General features: G+C 71.1%; 20 protein-coding genes. 12 read left to right on the top strand and 8 right to left on the bottom strand.

What is annotated here, in order from left to right; translation table 11 throughout:
* Positions 1-111 precede the first annotated feature (111 nt).
* Together AB0N81_RS39565 and AB0N81_RS39560 are read right to left on the bottom strand one after the other, a co-directional pair.
* Positions 112-3,354 (bottom strand): AAA family ATPase, encoded by a 3,243-nt coding sequence (locus AB0N81_RS39565; RefSeq protein ID WP_365367343.1) that lies wholly within the window; start codon positions 3,352-3,354, stop codon positions 112-114.
* A gap of 930 nt (positions 3,355-4,284) precedes the next feature.
* Entirely contained in the window at positions 4,285-5,136 is an 852-nt protein-coding gene (locus AB0N81_RS39560) for a helix-turn-helix transcriptional regulator (protein ID WP_365367341.1), read from the bottom strand.
* 109 nt (positions 5,137-5,245) lie between these two features.
* Here AB0N81_RS39560 and AB0N81_RS39555 point away from each other — a divergent pair, with 109 nt between their 5' ends.
* Complete coding sequence (locus tag AB0N81_RS39555) at positions 5,246-5,623, top strand: ATP-binding protein (RefSeq protein WP_365367339.1); 378 nt, start codon at positions 5,246-5,248, stop codon at positions 5,621-5,623.
* 32 nt (positions 5,624-5,655) lie between these two features.
* Here the strand turns inward: AB0N81_RS39555 and AB0N81_RS39550 are convergent, their stop codons facing one another.
* Both AB0N81_RS39550 and AB0N81_RS39545 read right to left on the bottom strand, forming a co-directional pair.
* A complete protein-coding gene (locus AB0N81_RS39550) occupies positions 5,656-5,877 on the bottom strand; it encodes a hypothetical protein (RefSeq protein ID WP_365367337.1) in 222 nt (73 codons plus the stop codon).
* A gap of 69 nt (positions 5,878-5,946) precedes the next feature.
* A complete protein-coding gene (locus tag AB0N81_RS39545) occupies positions 5,947-6,909 on the bottom strand; it encodes an RNA polymerase sigma factor SigF (protein ID WP_365367335.1) in 963 nt (320 codons plus the stop codon).
* A gap of 236 nt (positions 6,910-7,145) precedes the next feature.
* On the opposite strand from AB0N81_RS39545, the gene AB0N81_RS39540 reads away from it, so the two are divergent.
* The 6 genes from AB0N81_RS39540 (at position 7,146) to AB0N81_RS39515 (ending at position 13,237) form a co-directional block, all read left to right on the top strand.
* Positions 7,146-7,514, top strand: a complete 369-nt coding sequence (locus tag AB0N81_RS39540) for an STAS domain-containing protein (protein ID WP_365367353.1) — start codon at positions 7,146-7,148, stop codon at positions 7,512-7,514.
* Between the two features lie 347 nt (positions 7,515-7,861).
* Complete coding sequence (locus tag AB0N81_RS39535) at positions 7,862-8,368, top strand: ATP-binding protein (protein WP_365367333.1); 507 nt, start codon at positions 7,862-7,864, stop codon at positions 8,366-8,368.
* A gap of 256 nt (positions 8,369-8,624) precedes the next feature.
* Entirely contained in the window at positions 8,625-9,371 is a 747-nt protein-coding gene (locus AB0N81_RS39530; RefSeq protein ID WP_365367331.1) for an LPXTG cell wall anchor domain-containing protein, read from the top strand.
* 85 nt (positions 9,372-9,456) lie between these two features.
* The gene (locus tag AB0N81_RS39525) at positions 9,457-10,479 is read left to right on the top strand and encodes a hypothetical protein (RefSeq protein WP_365367329.1); all 1,023 of its coding nucleotides are present in this window, start codon (positions 9,457-9,459) and stop codon (positions 10,477-10,479) included.
* A gap of 107 nt (positions 10,480-10,586) precedes the next feature.
* The gene (locus AB0N81_RS39520; protein WP_365367351.1) at positions 10,587-11,882 is read left to right on the top strand and encodes a hypothetical protein; all 1,296 of its coding nucleotides are present in this window, start codon (positions 10,587-10,589) and stop codon (positions 11,880-11,882) included.
* On the top strand, positions 11,882-13,237 hold the full coding sequence (locus AB0N81_RS39515; RefSeq protein WP_365367349.1) for a hypothetical protein: 1,356 nt from the start codon (positions 11,882-11,884) through the stop codon (positions 13,235-13,237). The genes AB0N81_RS39520 and AB0N81_RS39515 overlap by 1 nt, the downstream gene beginning before the upstream one ends.
* 348 nt (positions 13,238-13,585) lie before the next feature.
* Here the strand turns inward: AB0N81_RS39515 and AB0N81_RS39510 are convergent, their stop codons facing one another.
* A complete protein-coding gene (locus AB0N81_RS39510) occupies positions 13,586-14,428 on the bottom strand; it encodes an alpha/beta hydrolase (protein WP_365367327.1) in 843 nt (280 codons plus the stop codon).
* 192 nt (positions 14,429-14,620) lie between these two features.
* Positions 14,621-16,117: an oligopeptide:H+ symporter gene (locus AB0N81_RS39505; RefSeq protein WP_365367325.1), complete on the bottom strand. Its 1,497-nt coding sequence runs from the start codon at positions 16,115-16,117 to the stop codon at positions 14,621-14,623.
* A gap of 474 nt (positions 16,118-16,591) precedes the next feature.
* On the opposite strand from AB0N81_RS39505, the gene AB0N81_RS39500 reads away from it, so the two are divergent.
* Together AB0N81_RS39500 and AB0N81_RS39495 are read left to right on the top strand one after the other, a co-directional pair.
* Positions 16,592-17,269, top strand: coding sequence for a response regulator transcription factor (locus AB0N81_RS39500; RefSeq protein WP_365367323.1), 678 nt, complete (start codon positions 16,592-16,594; stop codon positions 17,267-17,269).
* A gap of 75 nt (positions 17,270-17,344) precedes the next feature.
* On the top strand, positions 17,345-18,622 hold the full coding sequence (locus AB0N81_RS39495; protein ID WP_365367321.1) for an ATP-binding protein: 1,278 nt from the start codon (positions 17,345-17,347) through the stop codon (positions 18,620-18,622).
* 151 nt (positions 18,623-18,773) lie between these two features.
* Here the strand turns inward: AB0N81_RS39495 and AB0N81_RS39490 are convergent, their stop codons facing one another.
* Positions 18,774-19,304, bottom strand: coding sequence for a GtrA family protein (locus tag AB0N81_RS39490; RefSeq protein ID WP_365367319.1), 531 nt, complete (start codon positions 19,302-19,304; stop codon positions 18,774-18,776).
* A gap of 246 nt (positions 19,305-19,550) precedes the next feature.
* Here AB0N81_RS39490 and AB0N81_RS39485 point away from each other — a divergent pair, with 246 nt between their 5' ends.
* Genes AB0N81_RS39485 through AB0N81_RS39475 form a run of 3 tightly spaced genes read left to right on the top strand, consistent with a single transcriptional unit; the run spans position 19,551 to position 22,410 of the window.
* Positions 19,551-20,669, top strand: coding sequence for a 5-(carboxyamino)imidazole ribonucleotide synthase (locus tag AB0N81_RS39485; protein WP_365367347.1), 1,119 nt, complete (start codon positions 19,551-19,553; stop codon positions 20,667-20,669).
* Positions 20,666-21,199, top strand: coding sequence for a 5-(carboxyamino)imidazole ribonucleotide mutase (gene purE, locus AB0N81_RS39480; protein WP_365367318.1), 534 nt, complete (start codon positions 20,666-20,668; stop codon positions 21,197-21,199). The genes AB0N81_RS39485 and purE overlap by 4 nt, the downstream gene beginning before the upstream one ends.
* Positions 21,200-21,216: 17 nt before the next feature.
* A complete protein-coding gene (locus tag AB0N81_RS39475) occupies positions 21,217-22,410 on the top strand; it encodes a dipeptidase (RefSeq protein WP_365367316.1) in 1,194 nt (397 codons plus the stop codon).
* 70 nt (positions 22,411-22,480) lie between these two features.
* Here the strand turns inward: AB0N81_RS39475 and AB0N81_RS39470 are convergent, their stop codons facing one another.
* The gene (locus AB0N81_RS39470; RefSeq protein ID WP_365367314.1) at positions 22,481-23,638 is read right to left on the bottom strand and encodes an acyl-CoA dehydrogenase; all 1,158 of its coding nucleotides are present in this window, start codon (positions 23,636-23,638) and stop codon (positions 22,481-22,483) included.
* Between the last annotated feature and the right edge of the window lie 157 nt (positions 23,639-23,795).

The following is a 23,795-nucleotide window of genomic DNA, read 5'->3' as shown; positions in this document are numbered from 1 at the left end:
CCGCCTGGCGCGTGTCGTTCCGTTTTTGTGCGGGGGCGGCGGGCTGTGGCGCCCGCGCCGCCCCCCCCCCGCCGGGGGCCCCCCCCCCCCCCGACTGTCTGTGGCCGACTGTCACAGCTTCCAGGGGAGAGGCCGCTCGGGGGTGTAGCGGCACATCGTCCCGGTGGAGAGCGTTCGGCGCAGGTGGGCCGCCAGCTCGGGGTGCTGCGGGTCCAGCTTGCGCAACGTGTCGCGGATGCGGGCGGTGACGTTCTTGCGGGCGCGCTCGCGCGAGTCGCCCAGGCGGCGTGGGCGGCCTCCGAGGCCCGCGTAGCGGCGCAGCTCCTCCAGCAGGTCGGCGCGCTCCTGGTCGTAGGCGGCCGCACGTTGCTCGTCCCCCTGCTCGACCGCCCGGTCGATCTCCTCCTCCAGGCGTTCCAGATGGCGTCGGTAACGGCTGCGGGCCTCGTCGTCCAGCACCTCGTCGGCGCCCATGCCGTGCGCGGTGGCGACGGCGTCGTCGTCCGGGTTCAGCAGCCGGACGGCCGCGATGTCCTGGCCGGGCAGGCTCAACAGGCAGTGCAGGTCGTGCAGGCCCTTCGCGTCGGGCATGTGCACGGTGCGGCCCTCGTACGTCAGCCGCCACACCCTGCCGTGGCGGCGGAACTCGTACGTGGCGGGCGTGCTGTCCGGGCCGGTACGACCGGCGCCCACGGCATCCACACCATCCGCACGGCCGTCGCCCAGATGCTCGACGCGGGCGAGCAGATGCGTCATGCCGAGCTCGTGCGCCTGCGCCGCCGCCTCGCCGAGCAGGGTGGCCACGTACCGGTCGTCGTGGGCGCCCTGCGCCGCGATCGCGGCCGCCAGTTCGAGGCGGGCCCGCAGCGACCAGGGCGGCGCGTGCAACCGCTCGGCCGACCGGTATGCCTCGGTGAGATGGCGTACCGCCGAGTCCCAGCGCTGCTGCGCGGCGTCGAGGACGCCCATCCAGAGCGCGGCCGGGCCGCCGATGTCCCACCCGAAGAGGGAGACCAGCCACTGGCCGGTGTACGGGGCCAGCGCGGCGTAGGCGTTGTCGCACCACGCCGGGTCGCCCGACGCGGCGGCCGCCTGGGCCTGCTGGCGCAGCCACAGCGGGGTGACGCTGCGATGGAGCACCGTGTCGCCGCCGGCGCCCGCGCCGGGCCGGGGGACGGGCACGCTCCGGCGTTCGCCGGCCTCCAGGTCGGTGAGGGCCTCGACGAGGTCGACGTACGGATGCTGCTGCGCCCGCAGCGTGTCTAGCAGCTGCCGCGCCTCGGCGAACCTGCCGCGCAGTACGAGCAGGCTCCAGCGGTGGTGCGAGACGAAGTACCGGTAGTAGTTGGCGCCCGGGGTGCTCATCGACTCCGAGGCTTCGAGCAGCTCCGTCGCCTCGCCGAACCTGCCGGTCAGGGAGTGGACGATGCTGTGGTCGATCACGGAGTGCAGCCGCAGCCGGGCCGAGCCGTCGGCGGCGCCCAGGGCGACCATGGCGTGGAAGTCCTCCATGAACCGCGGGTCGCCCGATTCGAGTGCGGCGACCCAGCGCATGGACATCGCCACGTGCTCCGTCCACCGGTCCCCGCGGCGCCGGGACACCGCGACGAGCTCTTCTGCGAGGGCCCGCCGGTCGCCCGCCGTCCGCGGCCCCCACTCCGACTGGAGCCGCGCCCAGAGCCCGATGTGCAACGAGTCGTCATCGTCCGCCGCGCGGGCCCCGGCGACCACGCCGGCCGCGACGTGCCGTGCCAGGGAGGACTGCGACAGGGGCAGTTCGCCGTCGTCCACGGCCGTCGGGCCACCGGAAGCGACGCGCTGTTGTTCGTAGGCCCAGTGCAGGACGCGCGGCTTCAGCAGCGCGGTGTCGCCGCGCCCGTCGGAGCCGTACAGGGTCAGCGCGGTCCGCCCTGTCAGCAGCGGATCACCCGAATCCCGCGCCAGGGCGGCCGCGTCGGCGTACACGCGCCAGGAACGCTCGTGTTCGCCGAGCATCTGGAGAGCCGTCCCGAACTGGAGCCCGAGCAGAACTCGGCGCGCGGGGTCCGCGTCCCCGAGGCGATCGAGGGCGCGCTCATAGTGCCCCGCCGCTTCCTCGTGCGCCATCCGGTTCTCCGCATGCCGCGCCGCGGACAGCAGCAGGCCCACGGCCTCGTCGCGGTCCAGCTCCTCGAAGGCGAGATGGGCGTGGCGGGCCAGCTCCAGGGGGAGGGTCACGTCCTGCGTGGGCGCGGTGCTCCGCAGCGCGGACACGGCGGCCGCGTGCAGTCGGCGTACGAGCCGGGTGTCCAGGCCGCCGTACAGGGTCTCGCGCACGAGGTCGTGCTCGAAGACCACGTCCCGGGAGACCTCCTCGGAGCGCTCGTACGCCACGAGCCGCGCGTCCGCGGCCTGACCCAACCACCGACGCACCTCTTCGGGCGAGGCACCCATGACGCTCACCAGCGTGTCGGTGCGGAACCGCCGCCCGAGCACGGACGCGGCTCCCAGACAATCGGCGACGGCACCGTCCAGCAGGTCCAACCGCTGCCGGAGGGAGGCGTGCAGCCCAGGTGACATCCCACTGACCTCGTGCCCACCGGCCCACAGGCGTGCTGTCTCCTGTACGAAGAAGGGGTTGCCGCCCGTCCGGTGCAGCACGTCGGCGACGAGCTTGCCGTCCGGTGTGCTTCCCGCCGTACGGCGCATCAGTTCGGCGACGTCGTCGGCGCCGAGGCCCGTGAGCGTAAGGGTCGTCGCCCGCGCCGTCAACGACCGGAGCCGGTCGCGCAGGGAGTGGTCCGGCCGCTCGACCTCCACGAGCCTGCACGTCGCCACGATCAGCACGCGCTCCAGCGAGAGGTGCTGGGCCGCGAACTCCAGGAGGTCGAGTGATGCCGGGTCGGCCCAGTGCACGTCTTCCAGTACGACCAGGACGGGCTGGTGCTGCGAGGCGGTGACCAGCATGGTCGTGACCGCGTCGAACAGCTCGAACCGGCCCGACTCCTCCGCCGACCCGCCGCCACCGTCCAGCAGTACCTGCCACACCACCCCGGCGGCCTCCGACGCGGCCTCCCACGCCTCTGCCCGCAGGGACCTGCGCAGACCCCGTATGACCTGCGTCCAGGGCCAGTACCCGGGGGTGCCGTCGGCGCCCCAGCACGAGCCGCGCAACACGGCTGTGCCCGCGCGCCTCGCCTCGCGTACCGCGCAGCCGGTGAGGGCCGTCTTGCCGATCCCGGCTTCACCGGTGACCAACAGCAGCCCACCCTGCCCGCCACCGGCCCGCTCCAACTGAGCACGCACCGCCCGCAGGAACTCCCCCCGCCCGAGCAGCCCCTGCCCGGCACCGTCCTCCCCCGGCCCCACGATCACGACCGCCCCCGCCCCCGCCCAAGCCCTCGCCCCAGCCCTCGCAGCGTCCCCGTCCGGCGACAGCCGTCGTCTCACCGAAAAGCGTAGAGCGTGTTCGAAAACCGGATCAACTCGTCCAAAAGGGTGACGGGGCGGGCAGGTGAGGGCGGTGGGCGCCCCTTCGGTTGGCCTGTGTCTTTGGTGGTGGCCGGGGCCGCCCGGTTTTTTGCGGATTGTGGCGGTTCCGGGGCGGCAGTAAAGGGCGCTCCGCTGCGCTGCGCGTCGGCTGCGCCGATTCCGCTTCGCTCCACCCTTGACTGCCACCCCTGCACCGCACGTTGACCTTGGCCCGGACGGCCAGGGGTGGGGGCTTCGGATTCTCTGGGTGGGTCATCTTCTTTCGTTGCCGGGTGCGGACCGGCCCAACGTGAGCTGGCGCTACGGTCTGGGCTCTGTCCCGGCTACGCCGCTCGGGTCATCGGCTCTCGTTGCCGGGTGCGGACCGGCTCAACGTGGGTGTCCGTCACGGTCGCGGCCCTGTCGGCCGCCCGGTCTCGCCGCCGTGCGGCACCTACTTTGGGAAAGTTGCGAATGGGTGTGCCGTGCGCCCCCCCTGTACGGACGATGCGCCCCCGGCATGTGGGCCCGCTGTGTCCGATTCCGGCGCCGGATGGGCATGTGCGACAGGCGTGAAGGGCGTGCGGGGGTGGCAGGGGGGCGCGCGCCGACTCGGTTCGCAACTTTCCCAAAGTAGGTGCGCGAGCGGGGCGGTCTCGTGGGAGACCGAGCCGCGACCGTGACGAGTACTCACGTTGGACCGGTCCGCGCCCGGCAGTGGAGACAGCGGTGCGGTGCGGTTTCCCTGTCAGGCCGGCAGCTCGCCCCTGGTCACGGCGGTGACCACCGGCGGCGTTGCTGTAGCTGCTCTTGCGCCAGCGGGTGGCGGTGAAATCAGGGTCGCTGCTTGCCCTGGGCGTAGTCCTCCGCTGCTGTCGCGATCATGTGGAGGGATTCCTCAGGGGGCAGCGCGGCGGCTCTGAGGCGGTCGTACGCGCTGGTGTACTGCTGCACGAGATCCGGCTCGTCGATGATCTGCCCGCTGTACATGCCCTCCGTGTACATCACCGGCGGGGCATCGGTGAAGGTCATGAGCCAAGTCATACCCATCATGAAAGGGTGCGCTCCGGAGTTCCACGGAAGGATCTGCGGAATGAAGCGCCGCCGTTCGGCGACAGTGACGATGTGGGCGAGCTGTTCCGCCATCGCGTCCGCTCCGATGATCGGTTGCCGAAGGATCGACTCGTGGAGAACGACCCAGCACTCCGGCCCCTTCACGTCTTCGAAGAGCCACGCCCTCTCGCGCCGCCCCTCGACCTTGGTCTTGACCGCTTCCTCGGTGTCACGAGGGCAGCTGGCACGGACAACGGCGCGGATGTACGGCTCCAGCTGGAGAGGACCCGAGATGAACATGGGGTTCCACTCCTCGATCTCCTTGGCACGCGCTTCCATCTCCACGACCGGGGCGCAGTACTCCGCGTGCTTGCTTCTCCGAGCCTTGCGCACGTCCGCGCAGCGGCGCTCGAAGAAGCCGTCGGTCTTCAGGAACCGGTCCACGTGGCGGGCCAGATCAACCGGCATTCGCCGCTGCCCACGTTCGATCTCGCTCAGGTACGACGCTCCGTAATAGCTGCCCTGCACCGTTTCCTGGAGCGTGTGGCCCGCCGCCTCCCGTTTCCAGCGCAGCTCCTTGCCGTAGAAGGCGGGGACGCTCGCCGAGCCGTCGATGTCCTTGCGTGCCGGCACAGTTGACCGCCTCCACACTTCGCGCTGTGGAACCCAAACCCCTGTCACGTTACGCCGACCCACGCCACTGTGTGACCGACTCGTCACAGAGCGCACGGAAGGCGTACCCATGCAAGACCCAGACCCGGACTTCGAACTCTCCCTGCTCGCCGTTCCCAAAGCGGTTCCCGAGCTCCGCCGCGCCCTGAGCGAGTCCCCGTACACCTCGCACCCCGATCTGCAGCTCTGCGTCAGCGAGTTGCTCAGCAACGTGATCCTGCACCTCGGCGAGGGCACCCCTGTGAAGGTGAGAGTCACCGGCGGCGCCGGACGGATCCGCGTGGCGGTCACCGATCCCGATCCGAGGGCCTGGCCGCTGCTGCGCCGGGCGGGCCGGGACGACGAGACGGGGCGCGGCCTCGCCCTGCTGGACGCCGTCTCGCTGCGGTGGGGCGTGGAGCAGGGGCCCGACAGCAAGACGGTCTGGTGCGAACTGGGGGAGGCGTAGGTGCTGCAGCAGCTCGTGCGCTGGCTCGTGGCTCAACTGCTGCCCAGTACGGGTGCCCGCCGCGCGCCCGCGACGGCGGAAGCGGCGCCGCAACCGAGTCCAGGCCCCACGCCCGTGAGGCCGCCGACGATCACACCGTCGACGTCAGCGACGTCCCCCTCACCCGCCCCTACTACCGCGCCGCCGAGCTCCGCCTCCTGCAAGCGGAACGGCGGCTGGCACTCGCCCTCGCGCTGGAGGGCGTGGACGGACACAGCAGTGGGGCCCGCCCCTTCAAGGGACGGGCCCCACAGAGCCGTTCAGGCGCAGCGCGGCGGCGGCGGTCACTCCTCGACCGTCAGCCCCTTGCGGAGCTTCACGAGAGTTCGCGACAACAGGCGCGACACGTGCATCTGCGAGATGCCGAGCTCCTCGCCGATCTCCGACTGCGTCATGTTGGCGACGAAGCGGAGGGAGAGGATCTTGCGGTCGCGCGACGGCAGTTCGGCGATCAGCGGCTTCAGGGACTCGACGTACTCGATGCCTTCGAGGCCGTGGTCCTCGTAACCGATGCGGTCCGCGAGCGCGCCTTCGGAGTCGTCCTCCTCGGGCTGCGCGTCCAGGGAGCTCGCCGTGTAGGCGTTGGAGGCGGCCATTCCTTCGACGACCTCGTCGTTGGAGATGCCCAGGCGCTCGGCGAGCTCGCCCACCGTGGGGGCGCGATCGAACTGCTGGGCGAGTTCGTCGCCCGCCTTGGCGAGGTCCAGTCGGAGCTCCTGCAGGCGGCGCGGGACCCGCACCGACCAGCTGGTGTCGCGGAAGAAGCGCTTGATCTCGCCGACGATCGTCGGCATGGCGAAGGTGGGGAACTCGACGCCCCGGCTGAGCTCGAAGCGGTCGATCGCCTTGATGAGGCCGATCGTGCCGACCTGGATGATGTCCTCCATGGGCTCGCTGCGGGAGCGGAACCGGGAGGCGGCGAACTTCACCAGGGCGAGGTTCAGTTCGACGAGCGTGTTACGGACGTACGCGTATTCGTGCGTCCCTTCCTCGAGCGATTCGAGACGCTCGAAGAGAGTCTTGGACAGGGCCCTCGCGTCCAGCGGCCCCACCTCGGCGTACGGCGGGATCTCGGGAAGGTCGTCGAGACCTTCGTGGGCGTCCTGAGCCGGTACGGACTCGCGCTGAGCCGGTACGGCCCCGTGGGCAGGACCCGGGATCTCGGTGGCGGAGCGGTGCGGCGGGAGTGTCGACGTCGCCTGGTCAGTATGCGATTCGTCGAGCCGGGGTGACATGGTGTCCTCCATCGTTCTCGGCATATGGCTGCCGATGCCAATACGTGCACTGCGGTGTGCGGCGCCTCCAAAGCCGTCCGTGTCGATTGATGTCTCTTCTACCCCTACCCGGTTCCGCGCTCCGGTCGCAAGTGCGTTCTGAGGCTAAATGTCCGAATTCGGGGGGATGTTCGGGTACCCGAGACCGCGAGGAGGGCGTAATGTTCAGGGGCGTCATCAACAGCCACGACGGTCGGAAGAGAGTGACGATGGACCGCGGGACGGTCGGCAGCGCGCACAGGGGCCGGCTTCTGGTCGAAGTCCGGAAGGTCGGCACGAGTGCCGTAGTGACCCCGGCGGGTGAGTTGGATCACCACACCGCCGATGTGCTGCGCGAGCCACTCGAGAGCTGCATCACGGACGGCTACACACGACTGGTGGTCGACTGCTCACGCCTTGAGTTCTGTGATTCCACCGGGCTCAACGTTCTGCTCGGTGCCCGGCTCAAGGCCGAGGCGGCGGGCGGTGGAGTACATCTGGCCGGGATGCAGCCGGTGGTCGCCAGGGTCTTCGAGATCACGGGGGCCGAGGCGGTCTTCACCGTCCACGAGACGCTCGAAGAGGCTCTCGGCGAGTGAGGCCGGTGCGTGAGGCCGGTGGATAAGCCCGGTGGACGAGTCGGTGAACGAGTTCGTGGACGAGTCGGTGAACGAGTCCGTGGAATGAATCCGTGCTGGTCACGCGCGAAAGTGGCACATCTGTTGCCTCTGCGTGATCATGGCGTTACCAGCGTCACACGGACCGTCCGGAACAAGTGGGTGTTCTCACGGTTCGTCCGGGCAGGAGAGACCTGGATCCGCCGCCAGCGGGTCTCGAAGACAACTGTTCAGAACGGCAAACAGCCGATGTCCCCTACTCGCCCAGAGTTCTCAACTTGTCCAGAGTTCAGAGACCTCAGTCCTCTTGTCGGTGAGGTGAAGCGCTGATGAGCACCACCCGGCCTTACTCGCCGGGCGACCGCGGCCCGGATTCCGAGGCCGCAGTCGCGGACGCTCCCGCGGACCGGATCTCCGGAACGCCCGCCCGGCAGGTCCGCAGGCTGAGCCTGAACGGGGCGAGCGGCATCGTCCCGCTCGCCCGGGACTACACCCGTGAGGCACTCCACGCGTGGGGCTGGCTGCCCGCGGAGAGCGCCGAGCGGCGCGCCGCCGCCGAGGACGTGCTCCTCGTCGTCTCCGAGCTCGTCACCAACGCCTGCCTGCACGCCGAGGGGCCCGACGAGCTCTGGCTCTCCAGCGACGGCAAAGTGCTGCGCATCGAGGTCTCCGACCGTGGCACGGGACAGCCCGCGCCGCGCACGCCGCACCGCGCCGGACGCCCCGGCGGACACGGAATGTTCATCGTGCAGCGGCTCTGCATGGACTGGGGCGTCGTCCGGACGCCCGGGGCCGCGGGCAAGACGGTCTGGGCGGAGCTGGGAGCGCCCGCCTAGGGCCCGGCCACCCGCCCGGTCGTCCGCCCGGCCACCCGCCTGGCGATCCGCCCGACCATCCGCCCGGGCCTGACCCCGGGCCACAGGTGTTACCCACGGTTCGCACGCGCGCCGGATCACTACGGATCCGGCGCGTCTTTTGTCTTCCCTCGACAAGGTCCCGGGCGTACCTTGAGCGCCCAATCTGATGTGCCGTCAGTAACACGAGCAACTCCGCACCGCGGCACGCCACGACCGGCATGAGGGGACAAACGAGGTGTCGCACACGAAAAAACCGGCCGCGCTCGCGCTCGCCACCGTCCTGGCCGGCGGCTCAGCGGTGCTGCTGGCCGCCCCCGCCGCGCAGGCCACCGTCCAGGACGTCAACTACCAGTGCAAGACGCCCATCGGGAACAAGGGCGCCGTCTCGCCGATCGACATCAAGAGCGTCAAGAGCGGCAGCGGCTACAAGCTCACCATGTCCTTCCAGAAGGGCGTCTCCTCCAGCCCCGTCGAGCTCGGCAAGGGCGCGATGAAGCCGAGCGCCGTGATCAAGGTGGGCGGCGCTGACAGCGGCACCGTCCCCGTCTCCGGTGCCCCGAACTCCGCGGCGATCCCCGCCAACACCCCCATCAAGATCAGCGACCTGTCGGGGACGTACACGCCCAAGAAGAGCGGCAAGGTCACCTTCACGGCCGGTGTCCTCACGATCAAGGCGCTCGGTACGACCACGACGTGCACGCCGTCCAACAACCCCAAGCCGTCCCTCGAACTGGACGTCAAGGGCTCGGGCGGCGGCTCCGACACGGGCTCCGGCGGTACGTCGGACGGCTCGGGCGGCTCGGGCGGCGGCAGCGCGTCCGGCGGCTCCGACAGCGCCGCGTCCGGCGGCGCGGAACTCCCGCAGACCGGCCCCGCCGACTCCGCCGTCGCGCTCGGCACCCTCGGCGGCACCGTGCTGCTCGCGGGCGCGGCCGGCGCGCTCTGGCTGACCCGCAGGAACCAGGCGGCCCGCTCGCGGTAGCCCGCGGTGGCGCGCGGTGGCGCGAGGGACGGGACACGGAAGGAAGGCCCCGCAAAGGGCCAGGTCAGAGGATCAGGAGCCGCCGATGCCGCCGAAGCCGTCGATGACGTCCTCCGCGTGGACCGCGCTGTGCGCCGCCGCCCTGGTGGTGGCGGTCGCGGCCCCCGCGTACGCGGACGGCGGCGGCTCCGCGGACTGGTCCGTCGCGCCCTCCGCCGGTAGCTCCGGCGGCAGCGGTGTCGGCGTAGGTGCCGGCACGGGTCGGCGCTCGGCCAAGGACGTACGGCCGGCCTTCTACGCGGAGGGCGCCCCCGGCACGGTGCTCCGGGACACCCTGTCCGTCACCAACCCCGGCCCGAAGCCCCGCACGGTCTCCCTGCGGGGCGCGGACGCCCGCAACACCGGCTCCGGAGCGCTCTCCGTCACCCCGGCCAAGGGCGGACCGAAGGGGACCGGCGCGTGGATCACCTTCGCGAAACGGCAGGTGAAGGTGCCGCCGCGCACCCGCGCCGAGGTGCCGTTCACCGTGACCGTGCCCGCGAGCGCGCTGCCCGGCGACCACCCGGGGGCGATCGTCGCGAGCAGCGGCGGCCGCACGGCGGGCGTGCGCGTGCACCTGAGAGTCGGCGGGCCCACGCTCTCGGCGCTCACCGTGGAACGCGTCAAGATCGACCCCGGCGCCGGGCGCATCACCTACGACCTGGTCAACCGCGGCAACACCGTGCTGACCCCGAAGCTCGCGGTGCACGCGGAGGGCGTGTTCGGCACCCGCCTCGACCGCCCCGCGCGCACGCTGCCGATCGAGCTCCTGCCCGGCCGCAGGGTCTCCCTGACCGAACCGTGGCCGGACGCCCCGGCCCTCGACGCGGTCGACGTCGAGCTCACGGCCACTGCACCGGGCGGCGCCCGCGGCACCGCCACGGCCTCGGCCCGCTTCGTGCCGTGGGGCGCGGTGGCGGGCGGGGGCGCGCTGCTGCTCGCCTTCGCGGGCGGGGCGGTCCATCTCGTACGCGGGCGGGGGCGCCGTTCCGAGGAGCCCGCGCCGGAGGCCGAACAGGAGCAGGGCGCGCGGGAGTTGGCCCGAGCGGGGACGGGAGAGGAACTGTGAACGGGAAGAACAGGACCGGCCCGGCCGCGGGGGCCACGGGGGCCGCGGTTTCCGCGCTCGCCGCAGTCGCCCTAGCAGCGGTACTGGCCGTCCCCGGCCTCACGCTGCTGCCGCAGACCGCCACCGCGTCCGCAGCCACCGCAGCCACCGCTGCCGTCGCCGCCACCGCCGCGGACGAACCCACCGTGAAGCTCTCCACGTCCGAGGCGGGCAAGGGCGGCTCCGTCACCGTCAAGGGCGAGGGGTGGCGGCCGGACGCCCTGCTGATGATGCTCGTCTGCGGTCGGTCCGCACCCGGCAAGGGCGTCATCGGCGGCACCAACTCCTGCGCCAACTCCGAGGGCCGGGCCGTCACCACCGGCAAGGACGGCGCCTTCGACAAGAAGCTCCCCGTGGCCGAGCCGCCCGAGCCCTGCCCCTGCGTCGTCCACGTCTCCACGGTGACCGGCGAGAAACAGCAGGTCGACGCGGTACTGAAGGTCGCGGGCCACCCCGTGAAGGCGCTGCCCGCGCAGGCCGGCGGCGGCAAGCTGTCCGTCCTCACCGACACCCGCCTGGAGGGCTCCGGCGGGCTCCTCACCTGGTTCGGCGCCCCGCCGCAGCGCACCCTCCGATTCACCGTCGGCAACGTCGGCTCGGCGCCCGTCAAGGACCCGGTCTTCCAGGTCGGCACGTCCCACGGCGTGTTCGCCCCGCAGTGGGAGGAACAGCAGTGGCGGGGCACGATCGCGCCGGGCAAGAAGGCGCAGATCAAGCTGCCGGTGGAGCTGTCGGCGGGCGCGCACGGCGACTACCTGGTCTCGCTGAAGTTCGGCGGGAAGGTCCTGGCCGAGCAGCCGTGGGGCGTGGGACGGCCCTGGGGCGTGACCCTCTTCTGGCTCCTGCTCGGCGTCGTGGTGCCCGCGGCCGTCTTCCGTATCGGCATGGCGATCGTCGACCGGCTGCGCCCGAACCGGCGCCGCGCGTCGCACGGCGGCCGCCACCGCACCGGCCGCCGCCTGGCCGAACTCACGCGCCGACTGCCGCAGTTGAGGCTCCCGCAGGGCGCGGTCGACGCGGACAGGAAGGCCCGGGGCGCGGACAGGAAGGCCCGGGGCGCGGGCAGTGCGCGTACGTCGCACGCTGCGCCTGCATCTCGTACGACACCTACGGGGGGCCCGGGTGTGAGCGGCGGGTCCGGCGCGAAGCGGTCCGGCACACCGGGCGCCGCCACGCCGGGCCCCGCCACGCCGGGCCCCGCCACGCCGGGCCCCGCCACGCCGGGCCCCGCCACGCCGGGCCCCGGCGCGAGCGAGTCGCCGACCGCCGCCCTGCCCTGGTTCACCCCCGACACAGACCCCGGCGCACCCGCAGGCCGGCTCTCCGCACCGTCCGACGACAGTCCGACGAAGGGAACCACGTGATCACGCAACGACGGAGAGCGGGCGCGGCCTCGGTCGCGCTCCTGCTGGGCGGAGCGGGCATCCTGCTCACCGCGGGCCCGGCACAGGCCGCCGAGGTCGCCTACCAGACGGAGTGCATCCCTCCGCCGATCTCCAACCTGCCTCCTGTGCAAGGCACGACCAAGGTGGAGATCACCGCGCCCGCCACGGCGAAGGTCGGCGACGAGGTCGACGTCGTGTGGAAGACGACGCAGGCCGCGTCCAAGAACCCGGACGTCCTCGACCTGGCCGAGAACACGGTGCAGCCGACCGGCACGATCAAGCTGGCGGGCGGCCAGACCGGTGACCTGAAGATGACGGGCGAACGCAAGAACCCGCCCATCAAGAAGAACAGCCCCATGCTCCTGTCCGACATGAAGGGCAAGCTGAAGCTGACGGCGGCGGGCGAGGTGACGCTCACCCCGGACGCGTACAACATCAACGTCAGCAAGCCGATCTCGACCGACACGAAGTGCACGCCGAAGGAGCAGGTGAAGGCGGGCGCGACGATCAAGGTGACGGCGGCGGGGGGCAGTTCGGGCGGTACGGGAGGTACGGGCGGTACGGGAGGCACGTCGGGCGGCACCGCTGGAGGGAACACGTCCGGAGGGAGCACGTCCGGTGGGAGCACGTCCGGGGGCGGCGCAGCCGGTGGCGGAACCTCCGGCGGGGGCGACGGGAAGACCGACTTCCCCGGCAAGGAGGTCCAGACCCCCTACAAGTGCAAGACGCCGATCGGCGACAAGGAAGCCACCTCGCCGGTCCAGATCAACGCGAAGAAGAACGGCGGCAGTTACGGCCTCTCCGTCCAGTTCAAGAAGGCCGTGATGGACAGCCCGGCCGACATCCCCGCGGACTCCGTGAAGCCGTCGATGGAGGTCAAGCTCGGCGGCGCGGACAAGGGGACGGTGCATGTCGAGGGCCCCACGAACAAGGAGCCCATCAAGTCCGGCGACCCGATGACCATTCCCGACCTGACCGGCACGTACAAGCCGGGCGCCGACGGCACGTCGACGCTGTCGCCGGGTGTCCTGACGGTCAAGGCGCTGGGTACGACGACGACGTGTACGCCGGTCAAGAGCGAGGTCTCCCTGGAACTCGACACGGCGGCGCAGCCGGGCGGCGCGTCGGGCGGCTCCGGCGGTTCCGGCGGCTCAGGCTCCGCGGGCGGCACCGCGACGGGAGGCGGCGGCTCGGCCTCGGGCGGCGGCCTCGCGGACACGGGCGCCGACGACAACGGCGCGCTGCGCGCGCTGGGCCTCATCGCCGGCACGGTGATCCTCCTCGGCGGAGCAGTCTTCACCTTCCTCCCCCGCCACCGCAGAGACCTCCGCTAGCCTCTGCGGGCCGTTGGTGGCTGGTCGCGCAGTTCCCCGCGCCCCTGGGGGGAGCCTGCAGGAGCGCCCCGTAAGGGGCGCGGGGAACTGCGCGGGCAAGGTGTGACGGCCCGCAGACGCCGTTGAGCCGCCGCGGGCAGACGCTTGGGCGCGGCCCGGCTCCGCTGGCTTCTGCGGGCCGTTGGTGGCTGGTCGCGCAGTTCCCCGCGCCCCTGGGGGGCCTTCGGTTCTGGGGGGGGCCTGGGGGGTGCCCCGTAAGGGGCGCGGGGAACTGCGCGGGCACGGTGGGGCGGCCCGCAGACGCCGTTGAGCCGCCGCAGGCAGACGCGTGGGCGGCACGGGGCGCGATCAGGCGTGGGCGCGGAGCCAGCGGAGGACCGAGCGGGACGTGCCCGGGGTTCGGAGGAGCGGGCCCCCGTGCGCGGGGCCTGACGTCGTGCGGGTGGTGACGTCCGCCAGGCCCAGCCCCCGCTGCACCCGCGCCAGCTCCCCCGAGTGCACCGGTGGCACGAAGTCCTCCGCCGAGTGGACGAGCAGCAGCGGGGCGTCGTCCGCGCCGGAGGCGTGGGAGGTGACGCTCAGGTCGTCCCAGCGCGCCGTACAGCCCGGCCCCGCCCCCGGCACGCACCCCGCAAGCCGTTCCGCGGCCCTCCGCAGCTCCCGCCGCTCGGCGGAGGCACCTCGTGCCCCGCCGTCCCGCCACGCCCGGTACGGCGACGCCACAGGGGAGAGCGCGACCACCCCACGCACCCGCGCACGCCCCGCCCCGTACGCCCCGGCGTGCAGCGCCAGGTGCCCGCCCGCGGACGAGCCGAGGACGACGGGCAGGGCACCGCCGTGCCGCCGCTGCACCCACCGCAGCGCCGCGAGGACGTCGTCGCGCTGCGCGGGCCAGGCCGCGTCCGACGTCAGCCGGTAGTCCGTGTCGTACACGGTGAACCCGCGCGCGGCGAACCACCGGGCCCAGCCGCTCCAGTCGGTGTCCTTCGACCAGTAGCCGCCGTGCAGGATCACCAGCGAGGGCCCGCTGTCCCCGTACACGGTGACGTTCTGACGGGGATGAGTCCCGTATCGGAAGAGCTGCCCGGACGGCGACGGCCCGGACGGCGGCGGTTCGGGGGCCGCCTCGGCGGCCGTGGCGGACGACATCAGCGCCCCGCAGAGGGCCAGGCTCAGTAACGTACGACGCATGGCCAGATGCTGCACCCGTCGGCCGCCCGTCTCCCGCGCAACGGCCCCGCACCACCTGTGTGGGTGGTCGGACGGCCCCCTGTTCGCAGGAAAGAGAGCAGGGGGGAAAGCGGAAGGGCCGCTGCTCACCGAGCAGCGGCCCTTCCGTACGGCGTCACGTCCTCACGCCGTCACCACGTCACAGCGTCACGGTCAGTTGACCGAGCCCATGAGTTGCTTGACCTTCTTGCGGGACGTCCAGATTCCGAAGCCCGCGATGACCGCGATGATCGCCTCGACGGCGACCGCCCCCGAATTGTTCAGGTCCACGCCGAGCTGCGGCGAGGTCAGCAGACCCGTCACGGAGTCGCCCGCGGTGACCGCGAGGAACCAGACACCCATCATCTGGGCGCTGTACTTCTCCGGAGCCATCTTCGTGGTGAGCGACAGGCCGACCGGGGAGAGGCAGAGCTCGCCGACGGTCTGGATGAAGTAGATCGCGACCAGCCACATCGGGCTGACGCGGCCGCCGTTGTTGGCGGTGTCGATCAGCGGGATGAGGAAGACGGCGAAGGAGATGCCGATCAGCGTGAGGCTGGAGGCGAACTTGACGGCCGTGCTCGGCTCCTTGCCCCGCTTGTTCAGCCACAGCCACGCCGAGGCGACCACGGGGGCGAGCGCCATGATGAAGATCGGGTTCAGCGACTGGTACCAGGAGGTCGGGAAGTCGAACCCGAGCAGGTTGTTCGTCGTCGAGCCCTTGCCGAAGATCGACAGGGTGGAGCCGTTCTGGTCGTAGATCATCCAGAAGACGGCGGCGACCACGAAGAACCAGATGTAGCCGGAGAGCTTGGACTGCTCCAGCTGCGACAGCTCCTTGTCGCGCTTCATGCGGGCCAGCACCGCGATCGGGATGATCAGACCGGCGATGATGAGCGGCATCAGGGCCCAGTCGGCGAAGTTCCCTGTGACACCCATCAGCGTGTAGAGCGCGGCCGCGACGATCAGCCAGATCAGGCCGGTGCGCAGGGCGGAGGCGCGCTGCTGCGGGGTGGCGGGCTGCGAGACCACGCTGCTCTGCGCGCTGAGGTGGCGCGAGCCGATCAGGAACTGGGCGAGGCCGAGCGCCATACCGATCGCGGCGAGCGCGAAGCCGAAGTGCCAGTTGACGTTCTCGCCGACCGTGCCGATGGACAGCGGGGCGAGGAAGGCGCCGAGGTTGATGCCGATGTAGAAGAGCGTGAAGCCACCGTCTCGGCGCGGGTCCTTCGGACCGTCGTAGAGGTGGCCGACCATCACGGAGATGTTGGCCTTCAGGAGGCCGGAGCCGAGCGCGACGAGCGCGAGGCCGGCGAAGAAGGACACCGAGCTCGGCAGCGCGAGCGTGATGTGGCCGAGGATGACGACGGAGGCACCGATGACGACCGTCTTGCGGGGGCCCCAGAAGCGGTCGGCCATCCAGCCGCCCGGCATGGCGAGCAGGTAGACCATCGACATGTAGACGGAGTAGATCGCCGTCGCCGTCGTGGCACTCATGCTCATGCCGCCGGGGGCGATCAGATACAGCGGGAGCAGTGCCTTCATACCGTAGAAGCTGTAGCGCTCCCACATCTCGGTCATGAAGAGAGTGGCCAGTCCGCGGGGGTGGCCGAAGAAGGTCTTCTCGGAGCCAGGGGTGCTGGCGGAGTCCTTCGTCAGGCTGGACGCCATGGGTCGATCCTCGTGGGTTCGGGACGCGCGCGGCAGGAGCGTGAGCGCGCCCGGTGGGGGGCGGTCGGCACCGTCGTCGTACCGCCCGACCCCACGCCCAGGGGAAGTTCTCACGCCCGCGGGGGGCGGTGAGGAGCGGTGACTCCGGGATCCACACCCTGGGCGCATCCTCGCGCGCAGGGCCCGACCACAGGTCATTCCTTTCAAGGCCAGCAGAACCGGCCCGCACATAAAAGAGACCTAAGGCGCGCACAGCGGGCCAAAGGTCCTTGAGTAGTGCATCAGGCGTTGGGTCACCATACGACACGGCAGGGATGCATATGGAAGGACTTGAGAGATGGATCACAGGTTTCGCTGCAACCAACAGCGCACAATCAAAGGTGTTTCCCAGAATCGCTTCCCATAGCCGCAGGCATACCGCTCCACTGTGCGATCACCTCCCGGGGGTTGTCCACAGCGGACTACCATCACCCCATGACCCGTGTACTGCTCGCCGAGGACGACGCGTCCATCTCGGAGCCGCTGGCCCGTGCCCTGCGCAGGGAGGGTTACGAGGTCGAAGTGCGTGAGGACGGCCCGACCGCCCTCGACGCAGGCCTGCAGGGCGGCGTCGATCTTGTCGTGCTCGACCTGGGACTGCCCGGCATGGACGGCCTCGAGGTGGCCCGCCGACTGCGGGCCGACGGGCTCACAGTGCCGATCCTCATCCTGACCGCGCGCGCCGACGAGGTGGACACCGTCGTCGGCCTGGACGCGGGCGCCGACGACTACGTGACCAAGCCCTTCCGCCTCGCCGAGCTGCTCGCCCGGGTCCGGGCCCTGCTGCGGCGCGGCGCCACGGAGCCCAAGGAGGCGCCGGCCACGCACGGCGTGCGGATCGACGTCGAGTCGCACCGCGCGTGGATGGGCGAGGAGGAGCTGCAGCTCACCGCGAAGGAGTTCGACCTCCTCCGCGTCCTGGTGCGTGACGCGGGCCGGGTCGTCACCCGCGACCAGCTGATGCGCGAGGTCTGGGACACGACGTGGTGGTCTTCCACCAAGACCCTCGACATGCACATCTCCTGGCTGCGCAAGAAGCTCGGGGACGACGCGGCGAACCCTCGCTACATCGCGACGGTACGAGGCGTCGGCTTCCGCTTCGAGAAGAGCTGACCGGCGCCCCTTCGGGGGGGCCTGGGCCCCGTCTCCCCGCGCCCGTGACGGGGCCCGATCCGCGACACTGAGTGCATGCGCCGTCGCCTGATCAACTCCACCCTCGCCGTCGTCCTCGTAGTGATCGCGGTGTTCGGGGTGAGCCTCGTCATCGTCGAGACGAGGACCATCAGCAGCAGCGCCCAGGAGCGCGTCGACTCCGAGGCGCTGCGCCTCGCCAGCATCGTCGACAGCCGGCTGATCAGCGAGGAGAAGATCACCGGCGACATCCTGCGGGACCAGGTCGCCACCGACCGGTACGCGCTCATCCAGATCCCCGGCCGCAAGCCCATCGAGATCGGCACCCGCCCCTCGGGCGACGTCATCAGCGCCACCCGCCCCGGCGAACAGGGCGAGAAGGTCACCGTCCAGGAGCCGAAGGCGGCGGTCACCCGCGAGGTCGGCCGCACCCTGCTGATCATCGCCGCCGTGGCCCTGCTCGCCATCATCGCCGCGGTGCTCCTCGCGGTACGCCAGGCCAACCGGCTCGCCTCCCCGCTCACCGACCTCGCCGAGACCGCGGAGCGCCTCGGCTCGGGCGACCCGCGGCCCCGCCACAAGCGGTACGGCGTGCCGGAACTGGACCGTGTCGCCGACGTCCTGGACTCCTCGGCCGAGCGCATCGGGCGCATGCTCACCGCCGAGCGGCGCCTCGCCGCCGACGCCTCGCACCAGCTGCGCACGCCGCTGACGGCGCTCTCCATGCGCCTGGAGGAGATCACCGTCACCGACGAGCTGGACACGGTGAAGGAGGAGGCGACGATCGCGCTGGCGCAGGTCGAGCGGCTGACCGACGTCGTGGAGCGGCTGCTCACCAACTCCCGTGACCCGCGCACCGGTTCGGCCGTCGCCTTCGACCTGGACGAGGTCGTCAAGCAGCAGCTGGAGGAGTGGCGCCCGGCCTACCGCAGCGCGGGCCGCGCCATCGTCAGCTCGGGCAAGCGGCACCTGGAGGCGGTGGGGACGCCCGGCGCGGTCGCCCAGGTGCTCGCCGCGCTGATCGAGAACTCGCTGATGCACGGCGGCGGTACGGTCGCGCTGCGGACCCGCGTCACCGGCAACCAGGCGGTCATCGAGGTCACGGACGAGGGCCCCGGCGTTCCGGCCGACCTCGGGGCCCGCATCTTCGAGCGGACCATCAGCGGCCGCAACTCGACGGGAATCGGCCTCGCGGTGGCCCGGGATCTGGCCGAGGCGGACGGCGGCCGTCTCGAAATGCTGCAGACGCTGCCGCCGGTCTTCGGACTGTTCCTGTCGCGGACGCCGCCGTCGTCGCGGACGAACGGCGAAGTGGAGGACAAGACGGTCCGCTAGCGGGCCGCACGTCCGTCAGCGGGCCACGCGTCCGTCAGCCGATCAGCACGCGTCCGTCAGCGGACCGCGCGTCCGTCAGCGGACCCCGCGCCCGTCAGCCGATCACGCGCCCGTCAGCGGGCCGCGCGTCCGTCACCGGACCCCGCGTCCGTCAGCGGACCACCGGCTTCTCGCCCGGCTTCTCCTTTTCCTCTTCCTTCTCCTGCTCCTTCTCCAGGAACGATTCGGCATGCGCGACGGTCTCGCGGGCGGGCAGCGCCTTGAACACCCAGGTGCGGTACGACCAGAAGCGGAAGAGCGTCGCGATGCCCATGCCGAGGAACTTGAAGAAGTTGGCCTGGAGCCTGCCGTCCCAGCCGAACCAGTACGTCGCCGCGTAGAGCACGCCGTTCTCGATCACCAGGCCGACCGCGCTGAACAGCAGGAACAGCGTGAGTTCCTTGGTACGGCCGGTCTTGTCACGGTCCCTGTACGTGAAGTAACGGAACCCCACGTAGTTGAAGGCGATCGCGACGACCGTGGCGACGACGCTCGCGCGCACCACGTGGAGGTCGGTGACGTGCCGCACGAGGTTGAAGACACCGAAGTTCACCAGCGTTCCGACCGCCCCCACGGCCCCGAACTTGGCGACCTCACGCCAGACCTGGTCCAGCCGCACGCGCAGTGCGCCCCGTTCCGTCATGGTGTCGCCCCAGCCCCCGTCGAGTCCGTACCGGTCGATTCGTACCGGTCGTGTACGTGCCGACGGATTGGTGATTCGGTCGTGTCGACCCAGCCATGCTAACCAGCGGGCATCCCGGGCGCTCGCGGGCGCCCGGACACTGTGGCGCCGCTGTGACAGGAGAGGCTGGGGAGCGCGGATTCCGGCCGTTGCGGGGTGGCCGATACCGGCCGATACCCTGGGGGTGTGACGTTCCCGGTAGTCGGCATGGTCGGCGGCGGTCAGCTCGCCCGCATGACCCATGAGGCGGGTATCCCCCTCGGCCTGAAATTCAAGCTCCTCAGTGACACCCCGCAGGATTCCGCGGCGCAGGTCGTGAGCGAAGTCGTCATCGGCGACTATCGCGACCTGGACACGCTGCGTGACTTCGCGCGGGGCTGCGACGTGATCACTTTCGATCACGAACACGTACCCACCGAGCACCTCAGGGCCCTGGAGGCGGACGGCATTCCCGTGCGCCCGGGGCCCGACGCGTTGGTGCACGCCCAGGACAAGGGTGTGATGCGCGAGAGGCTCACGGAGATCGGCGTGCCGTGCCCGCGCCACCGGATCGTGAAGGACCCGGCCGACGTGGCCGCCTTCGCGGCCGAGGGCGACGGGTTCCCGGTCATCCTGAAGACGGTGCGGGGCGGCTACGACGGGAAGGGGGTGTGGTTCGTCCGTTCCGTCGAGGACGCCGAAGACCCCTTCCGGGCCGGTGTTCCGGTACTCGCCGAGGAGAAGGTCGACTTCGTACGCGAACTCGCGGCGAACGTCGTCCGCTCCCCGCACGGCCAGGCCGTCGCCTACCCCGTCGTCGAGTCCCAGCAGGTCGACGGCGTCTGCGACACGGTCATCGCCCCGGCGCCCGGCCTCGGCGAGGCCCTGGCGGGCGAGGCGCAGGAGCTCGCGCTGCGCGTCGCCCAGGAACTCGGCGTGGTCGGCCACCTCGCGGTCGAGCTCTTCGAGACCCACGACGGCCGCATCCTCGTCAACGAACTCGCGATGCGCCCGCACAACTCCGGCCACTGGACGCAGGACGGCGCGATCACCTCGCAGTTCGCCAACCACATCCGCGCCGTGCTCGACCTGCCGCTCGGCGACCCGCGCCCGCGCGCCAAGTGGACCGTGATGGCCAACGTGCTGGGCGGGGACTACCCCGACATGTACGCCGCGTACCTGCACTGCATGGCCCGCGACCCGCAGCTCAAGATCCACATGTACGGCAAGGACGTGAAGCCCGGCCGCAAGGTCGGTCACGTGAACACCTACGGCGACGACCTGGACGAGGTCCTCGACCGCGCCCGTCACGCAGCCGGCTACCTCAGAGGAACGATCACCGAATGACCGCACCTGTTGTAGGCATCGTCATGGGTTCGGACTCCGACTGGCCGGTGATGGAGGCCGCGGCCAAGGCCCTCGACGAGTTCGAGATCCCCTTCGAGGTCGACGTCGTCTCCGCGCACCGCATGCCGCACGAGATGATCGCGTACGGCGAGCAGGCGGCGGACCGCGGCCTCAAAGCGATCATCGCGGGCGCGGGCGGCGCCGCCCACCTGCCGGGCATGCTGGCCTCGGTGACCCCGCTGCCGGTCATCGGCGTTCCCGTCCCCCTGAAGTACCTGGACGGCATGGACAGCCTCCTGTCCATCGTGCAGATGCCCGCGGGCGTCCCGGTGGCGACGGTCTCCGTCGGCGGCGCGCGCAACGCGGGCCTGCTCGCGGCCCGCATTCTCGCCGCGCACGACGCCGAACTCCGCGCCCGCATGCGGGAGTTCCAGCAGGAGCTGAACGACCAGGCGACGGAGAAGGGCAAGCGACTGCGCACCAAGGTCGAAGGAGCGGGTTCCGGATTCGGCTTCGGCTCCGGGAAGTGACCGGCACAGTGACGGGTATGACGAATCCGCAGAAGCTGGAAGAAGCACGGGCCCTGCTCGCCGAGTTCCCCGTCGCCGACGGTCACAACGACCTGCCGTGGGCGCTGCGCGAGAAGGCCGGTTACGACATCGACCGCCTGGACATCGCCGCCGACCAGACGGGCAAGCTCCACACGGACATCGCCCGGCTGCGCGCGGGCGGCGTCGGCGCGCAGTTCTGGTCGGTCTACGTCCGCACGGACCTGACCGGCGACGCCGCGGTGAGCGCGACCCTCGAACAGGTCGACTGCGTCGACCAGTTGCTCACCCGGTACCCGGCGGATCTGGCCCGCGCCCTGACCGCGGCGGACATGGAGAAGGCCCGCTCGGAGGGCCGCATCGCGTCCCTCATGGGCGCCGAGGGCGGTCACTCGATCAACAACTCCCTCGCCACGCTGCGGGCGTTGCACACGCTCGGCGTCCGCTACATGACGCTCACGCACAACGACAACATCGCGTGGGCGGACTCGGCGACGGACGAGCCCGGCGTCGGCGGCCTCTCGCCCTTCGGCCACGAGGTCGTGCGCGAGATGAACCGCATGGGCATGCTCGTCGACCTGTCCCACGTGGCGGCGACGACGATGCGGGCGGCCCTGGACACGTCAGTGGCGCCGGTGATCTTCTCCCACTCGTCCTCGCGCGCGGTGTGCGACCACCCGCGCAACATCCCGGACGACGTCCTGGAGCGGCTGCCGGCCAACGGCGGCGTGGCGATGGCGACGTTCGTGCCGAAGTTCGTCCTCCAGGCCGCGGTCGACTGGACGGCGGCCGCCGACGACAACATGCGGGCGAACGGCTTCCACCACCTGGACACCTCCCCGGAGGCGATGAAGGTCCACGAGGCGTTCGAGGCGTCGACCCCGCGCCCGCGCGCCACCGCCGCCACGGTCGCCGACCACCTCGACCACATGCGCGAGGTGGCGGGCGTCGACCACATCGGCATCGGCGGCGACTACGACGGCACGGCGTTCACCCCCGACGGCCTGGACGACGTGGCGGGCTACCCGAACCTGATCGCGGAGCTCCTGACCCGCGGCTGGTCGAAGCCCGACCTCGCCAAGCTGACGTGGCAGAACGCGGTGCGGGTCCTGGGCGCGGCAGAGGACGTGGCCCGCGACGTACAGTCCCGCAGGGGCCCGTCCGTGGCGACCATCGAGCAGTTGGACGGTTAGGCACCGCTGTACGCCGATGGGGCGCTGTCCGTCCGGACAGCGCCCCATCGACGTATGAACTCCCCTGCCGCTACGGCAGGTTGCGCGCCATCACGATCCGCTGCACCTGATTCGTGCCCTCGTAGATCTGCGTGATCTTCGCGTCGCGCATCATGCGCTCGACGGGGTAGTCACGGGTGTACCCGTACCCACCGAGGAGCTGCACCGCGTCCGTGGTGACCTCCATCGCCACGTCCGAGGCGAAGCACTTGGCGGCCGCGCCCTGGAAGGTGAGGTCGCTGTCGCCGCGCTCCGACTTGGCCGCCGCCGCGTACGTCAGCTGACGCGCGGCCTCGATCTTCATCGCCATGTCGGCGAGCATGAACTGGATGCCTTGGAAGTCGGCGATCGGCTTGCCGAACTGCTTGCGTTCCTTGACGTACCCCTTGGCGTAGTCGAGGGCGCCCTGCGCGATGCCGAGGGCCTGCGCCGCGATGGTGATGCGGGTGTGGTCCAGGGTCTTCATGGCGGTCGCGAAGCCCGTGCCCTCCTCGCCGATCATGCGGTCGGCGGGGATGCGGACGTTGTCGAGGTAGACCTCGCGGGTGGGGGAGCCCTTGATGCCGAGCTTCTTCTCCGGCGCGCCGAAGGAGACGCCCTCGTCGCCCTTCTCGACGACGAAGGCGCTGATGCCCTTGGAGCGCTTCTCCGGGTCGGTGACGGCCATCACCGTGTAGTACTCGGAGACGCCCGCGTTGGTGATCCAGCGCTTGACGCCGTTGAGCACCCAGGAGTCGCCGTCGCGCACGGCCTTCGTCTTCATGCCGGCCGCGTCCGAACCGGCGTCCGGCTCGGAGAGGCAGTACGAGAACATGCCCTCGCCGCCCGCCAGCTGCGACATGTACTTCTTCTTCAGCTCCTCGGAGCCGGAGAGGATGACCGGCAGCGAGCCGAGCTTGTTGACGGCCGGGATGAGGGAGGAGCTGGCGCAGACGCGCGCCACCTCCTCGATCACGATGACGGTCGCCAGCGCGTCGGCGCCCGCGCCGCCGTAGCTCTCCGGGACGTGGACGGCGTGCAGGTCGTTCGCGACCAGCGCGTCGTGGGCCTCCTGCGGGAAGCGGGCCTCCTCGTCCACCGCGGCGGCGAACGGCGCGATCTTCGCCTCGGCCAGCGAGCGGATCGCGTCGCGGAGCATGTCGTGCTCCTCGGACGGGCGGTACAGGTCGAAATCAGCCGATCCGGCCAAGGTCTCTCACGCTCCAAGGATGCTAATTACCGTTAAGTAACCCAAATTTTAGTGGTGCCTGCCGGGCGAGGGATACGTGAGTTTGGCGACAGCGGGAATCGTGCCCGGTGAGAGGCTCCGACACGCGCGAACTATGCTCGGTCAGCGCACTGAAGCC

This window comes from Streptomyces sp. NPDC093510 (genome assembly GCF_040683555.1).
Classification (GTDB): domain Bacteria; phylum Actinomycetota; class Actinomycetes; order Streptomycetales; family Streptomycetaceae; genus Streptomyces.
The sequence above is the reverse complement of the archived record's forward strand: the minus strand, read 5'-3'. Positions and strand labels throughout refer to the sequence as shown.

Excerpts from the sequence above, each read along its gene's own strand:
- AB0N81_RS39555 (WP_365367339.1), top strand. The coding sequence starts at position 5,246 with ATGCAAGACCCAGACCCGGACTTCGAACTCTCCCTGCTCGCCGTTCCC.
- AB0N81_RS39545 (WP_365367335.1), bottom strand. The coding sequence starts at position 6,909 with ATGGAGGACACCATGTCACCCCGGCTCGACGAATCGCATACTGACCAG.
- AB0N81_RS39540 (WP_365367353.1), top strand. The coding sequence starts at position 7,146 with ATGGACCGCGGGACGGTCGGCAGCGCGCACAGGGGCCGGCTTCTGGTC.
- AB0N81_RS39535 (WP_365367333.1), top strand. The coding sequence starts at position 7,862 with ATGAGCACCACCCGGCCTTACTCGCCGGGCGACCGCGGCCCGGATTCC.
- AB0N81_RS39525 (WP_365367329.1), top strand. The coding sequence starts at position 9,457 with ATGCCGCCGAAGCCGTCGATGACGTCCTCCGCGTGGACCGCGCTGTGC.
- AB0N81_RS39510 (WP_365367327.1), bottom strand. The coding sequence starts at position 14,428 with ATGCGTCGTACGTTACTGAGCCTGGCCCTCTGCGGGGCGCTGATGTCG.
- AB0N81_RS39505 (WP_365367325.1), bottom strand. The coding sequence starts at position 16,117 with ATGGCGTCCAGCCTGACGAAGGACTCCGCCAGCACCCCTGGCTCCGAG.
- AB0N81_RS39500 (WP_365367323.1), top strand. The coding sequence starts at position 16,592 with ATGACCCGTGTACTGCTCGCCGAGGACGACGCGTCCATCTCGGAGCCG.
- AB0N81_RS39495 (WP_365367321.1), top strand. The coding sequence starts at position 17,345 with ATGCGCCGTCGCCTGATCAACTCCACCCTCGCCGTCGTCCTCGTAGTG.
- AB0N81_RS39490 (WP_365367319.1), bottom strand. The coding sequence starts at position 19,304 with ATGACGGAACGGGGCGCACTGCGCGTGCGGCTGGACCAGGTCTGGCGT.
- AB0N81_RS39485 (WP_365367347.1), top strand. The coding sequence starts at position 19,551 with ATGGTCGGCGGCGGTCAGCTCGCCCGCATGACCCATGAGGCGGGTATC.
- purE (WP_365367318.1), top strand. The coding sequence starts at position 20,666 with ATGACCGCACCTGTTGTAGGCATCGTCATGGGTTCGGACTCCGACTGG.
- AB0N81_RS39475 (WP_365367316.1), top strand. The coding sequence starts at position 21,217 with ATGACGAATCCGCAGAAGCTGGAAGAAGCACGGGCCCTGCTCGCCGAG.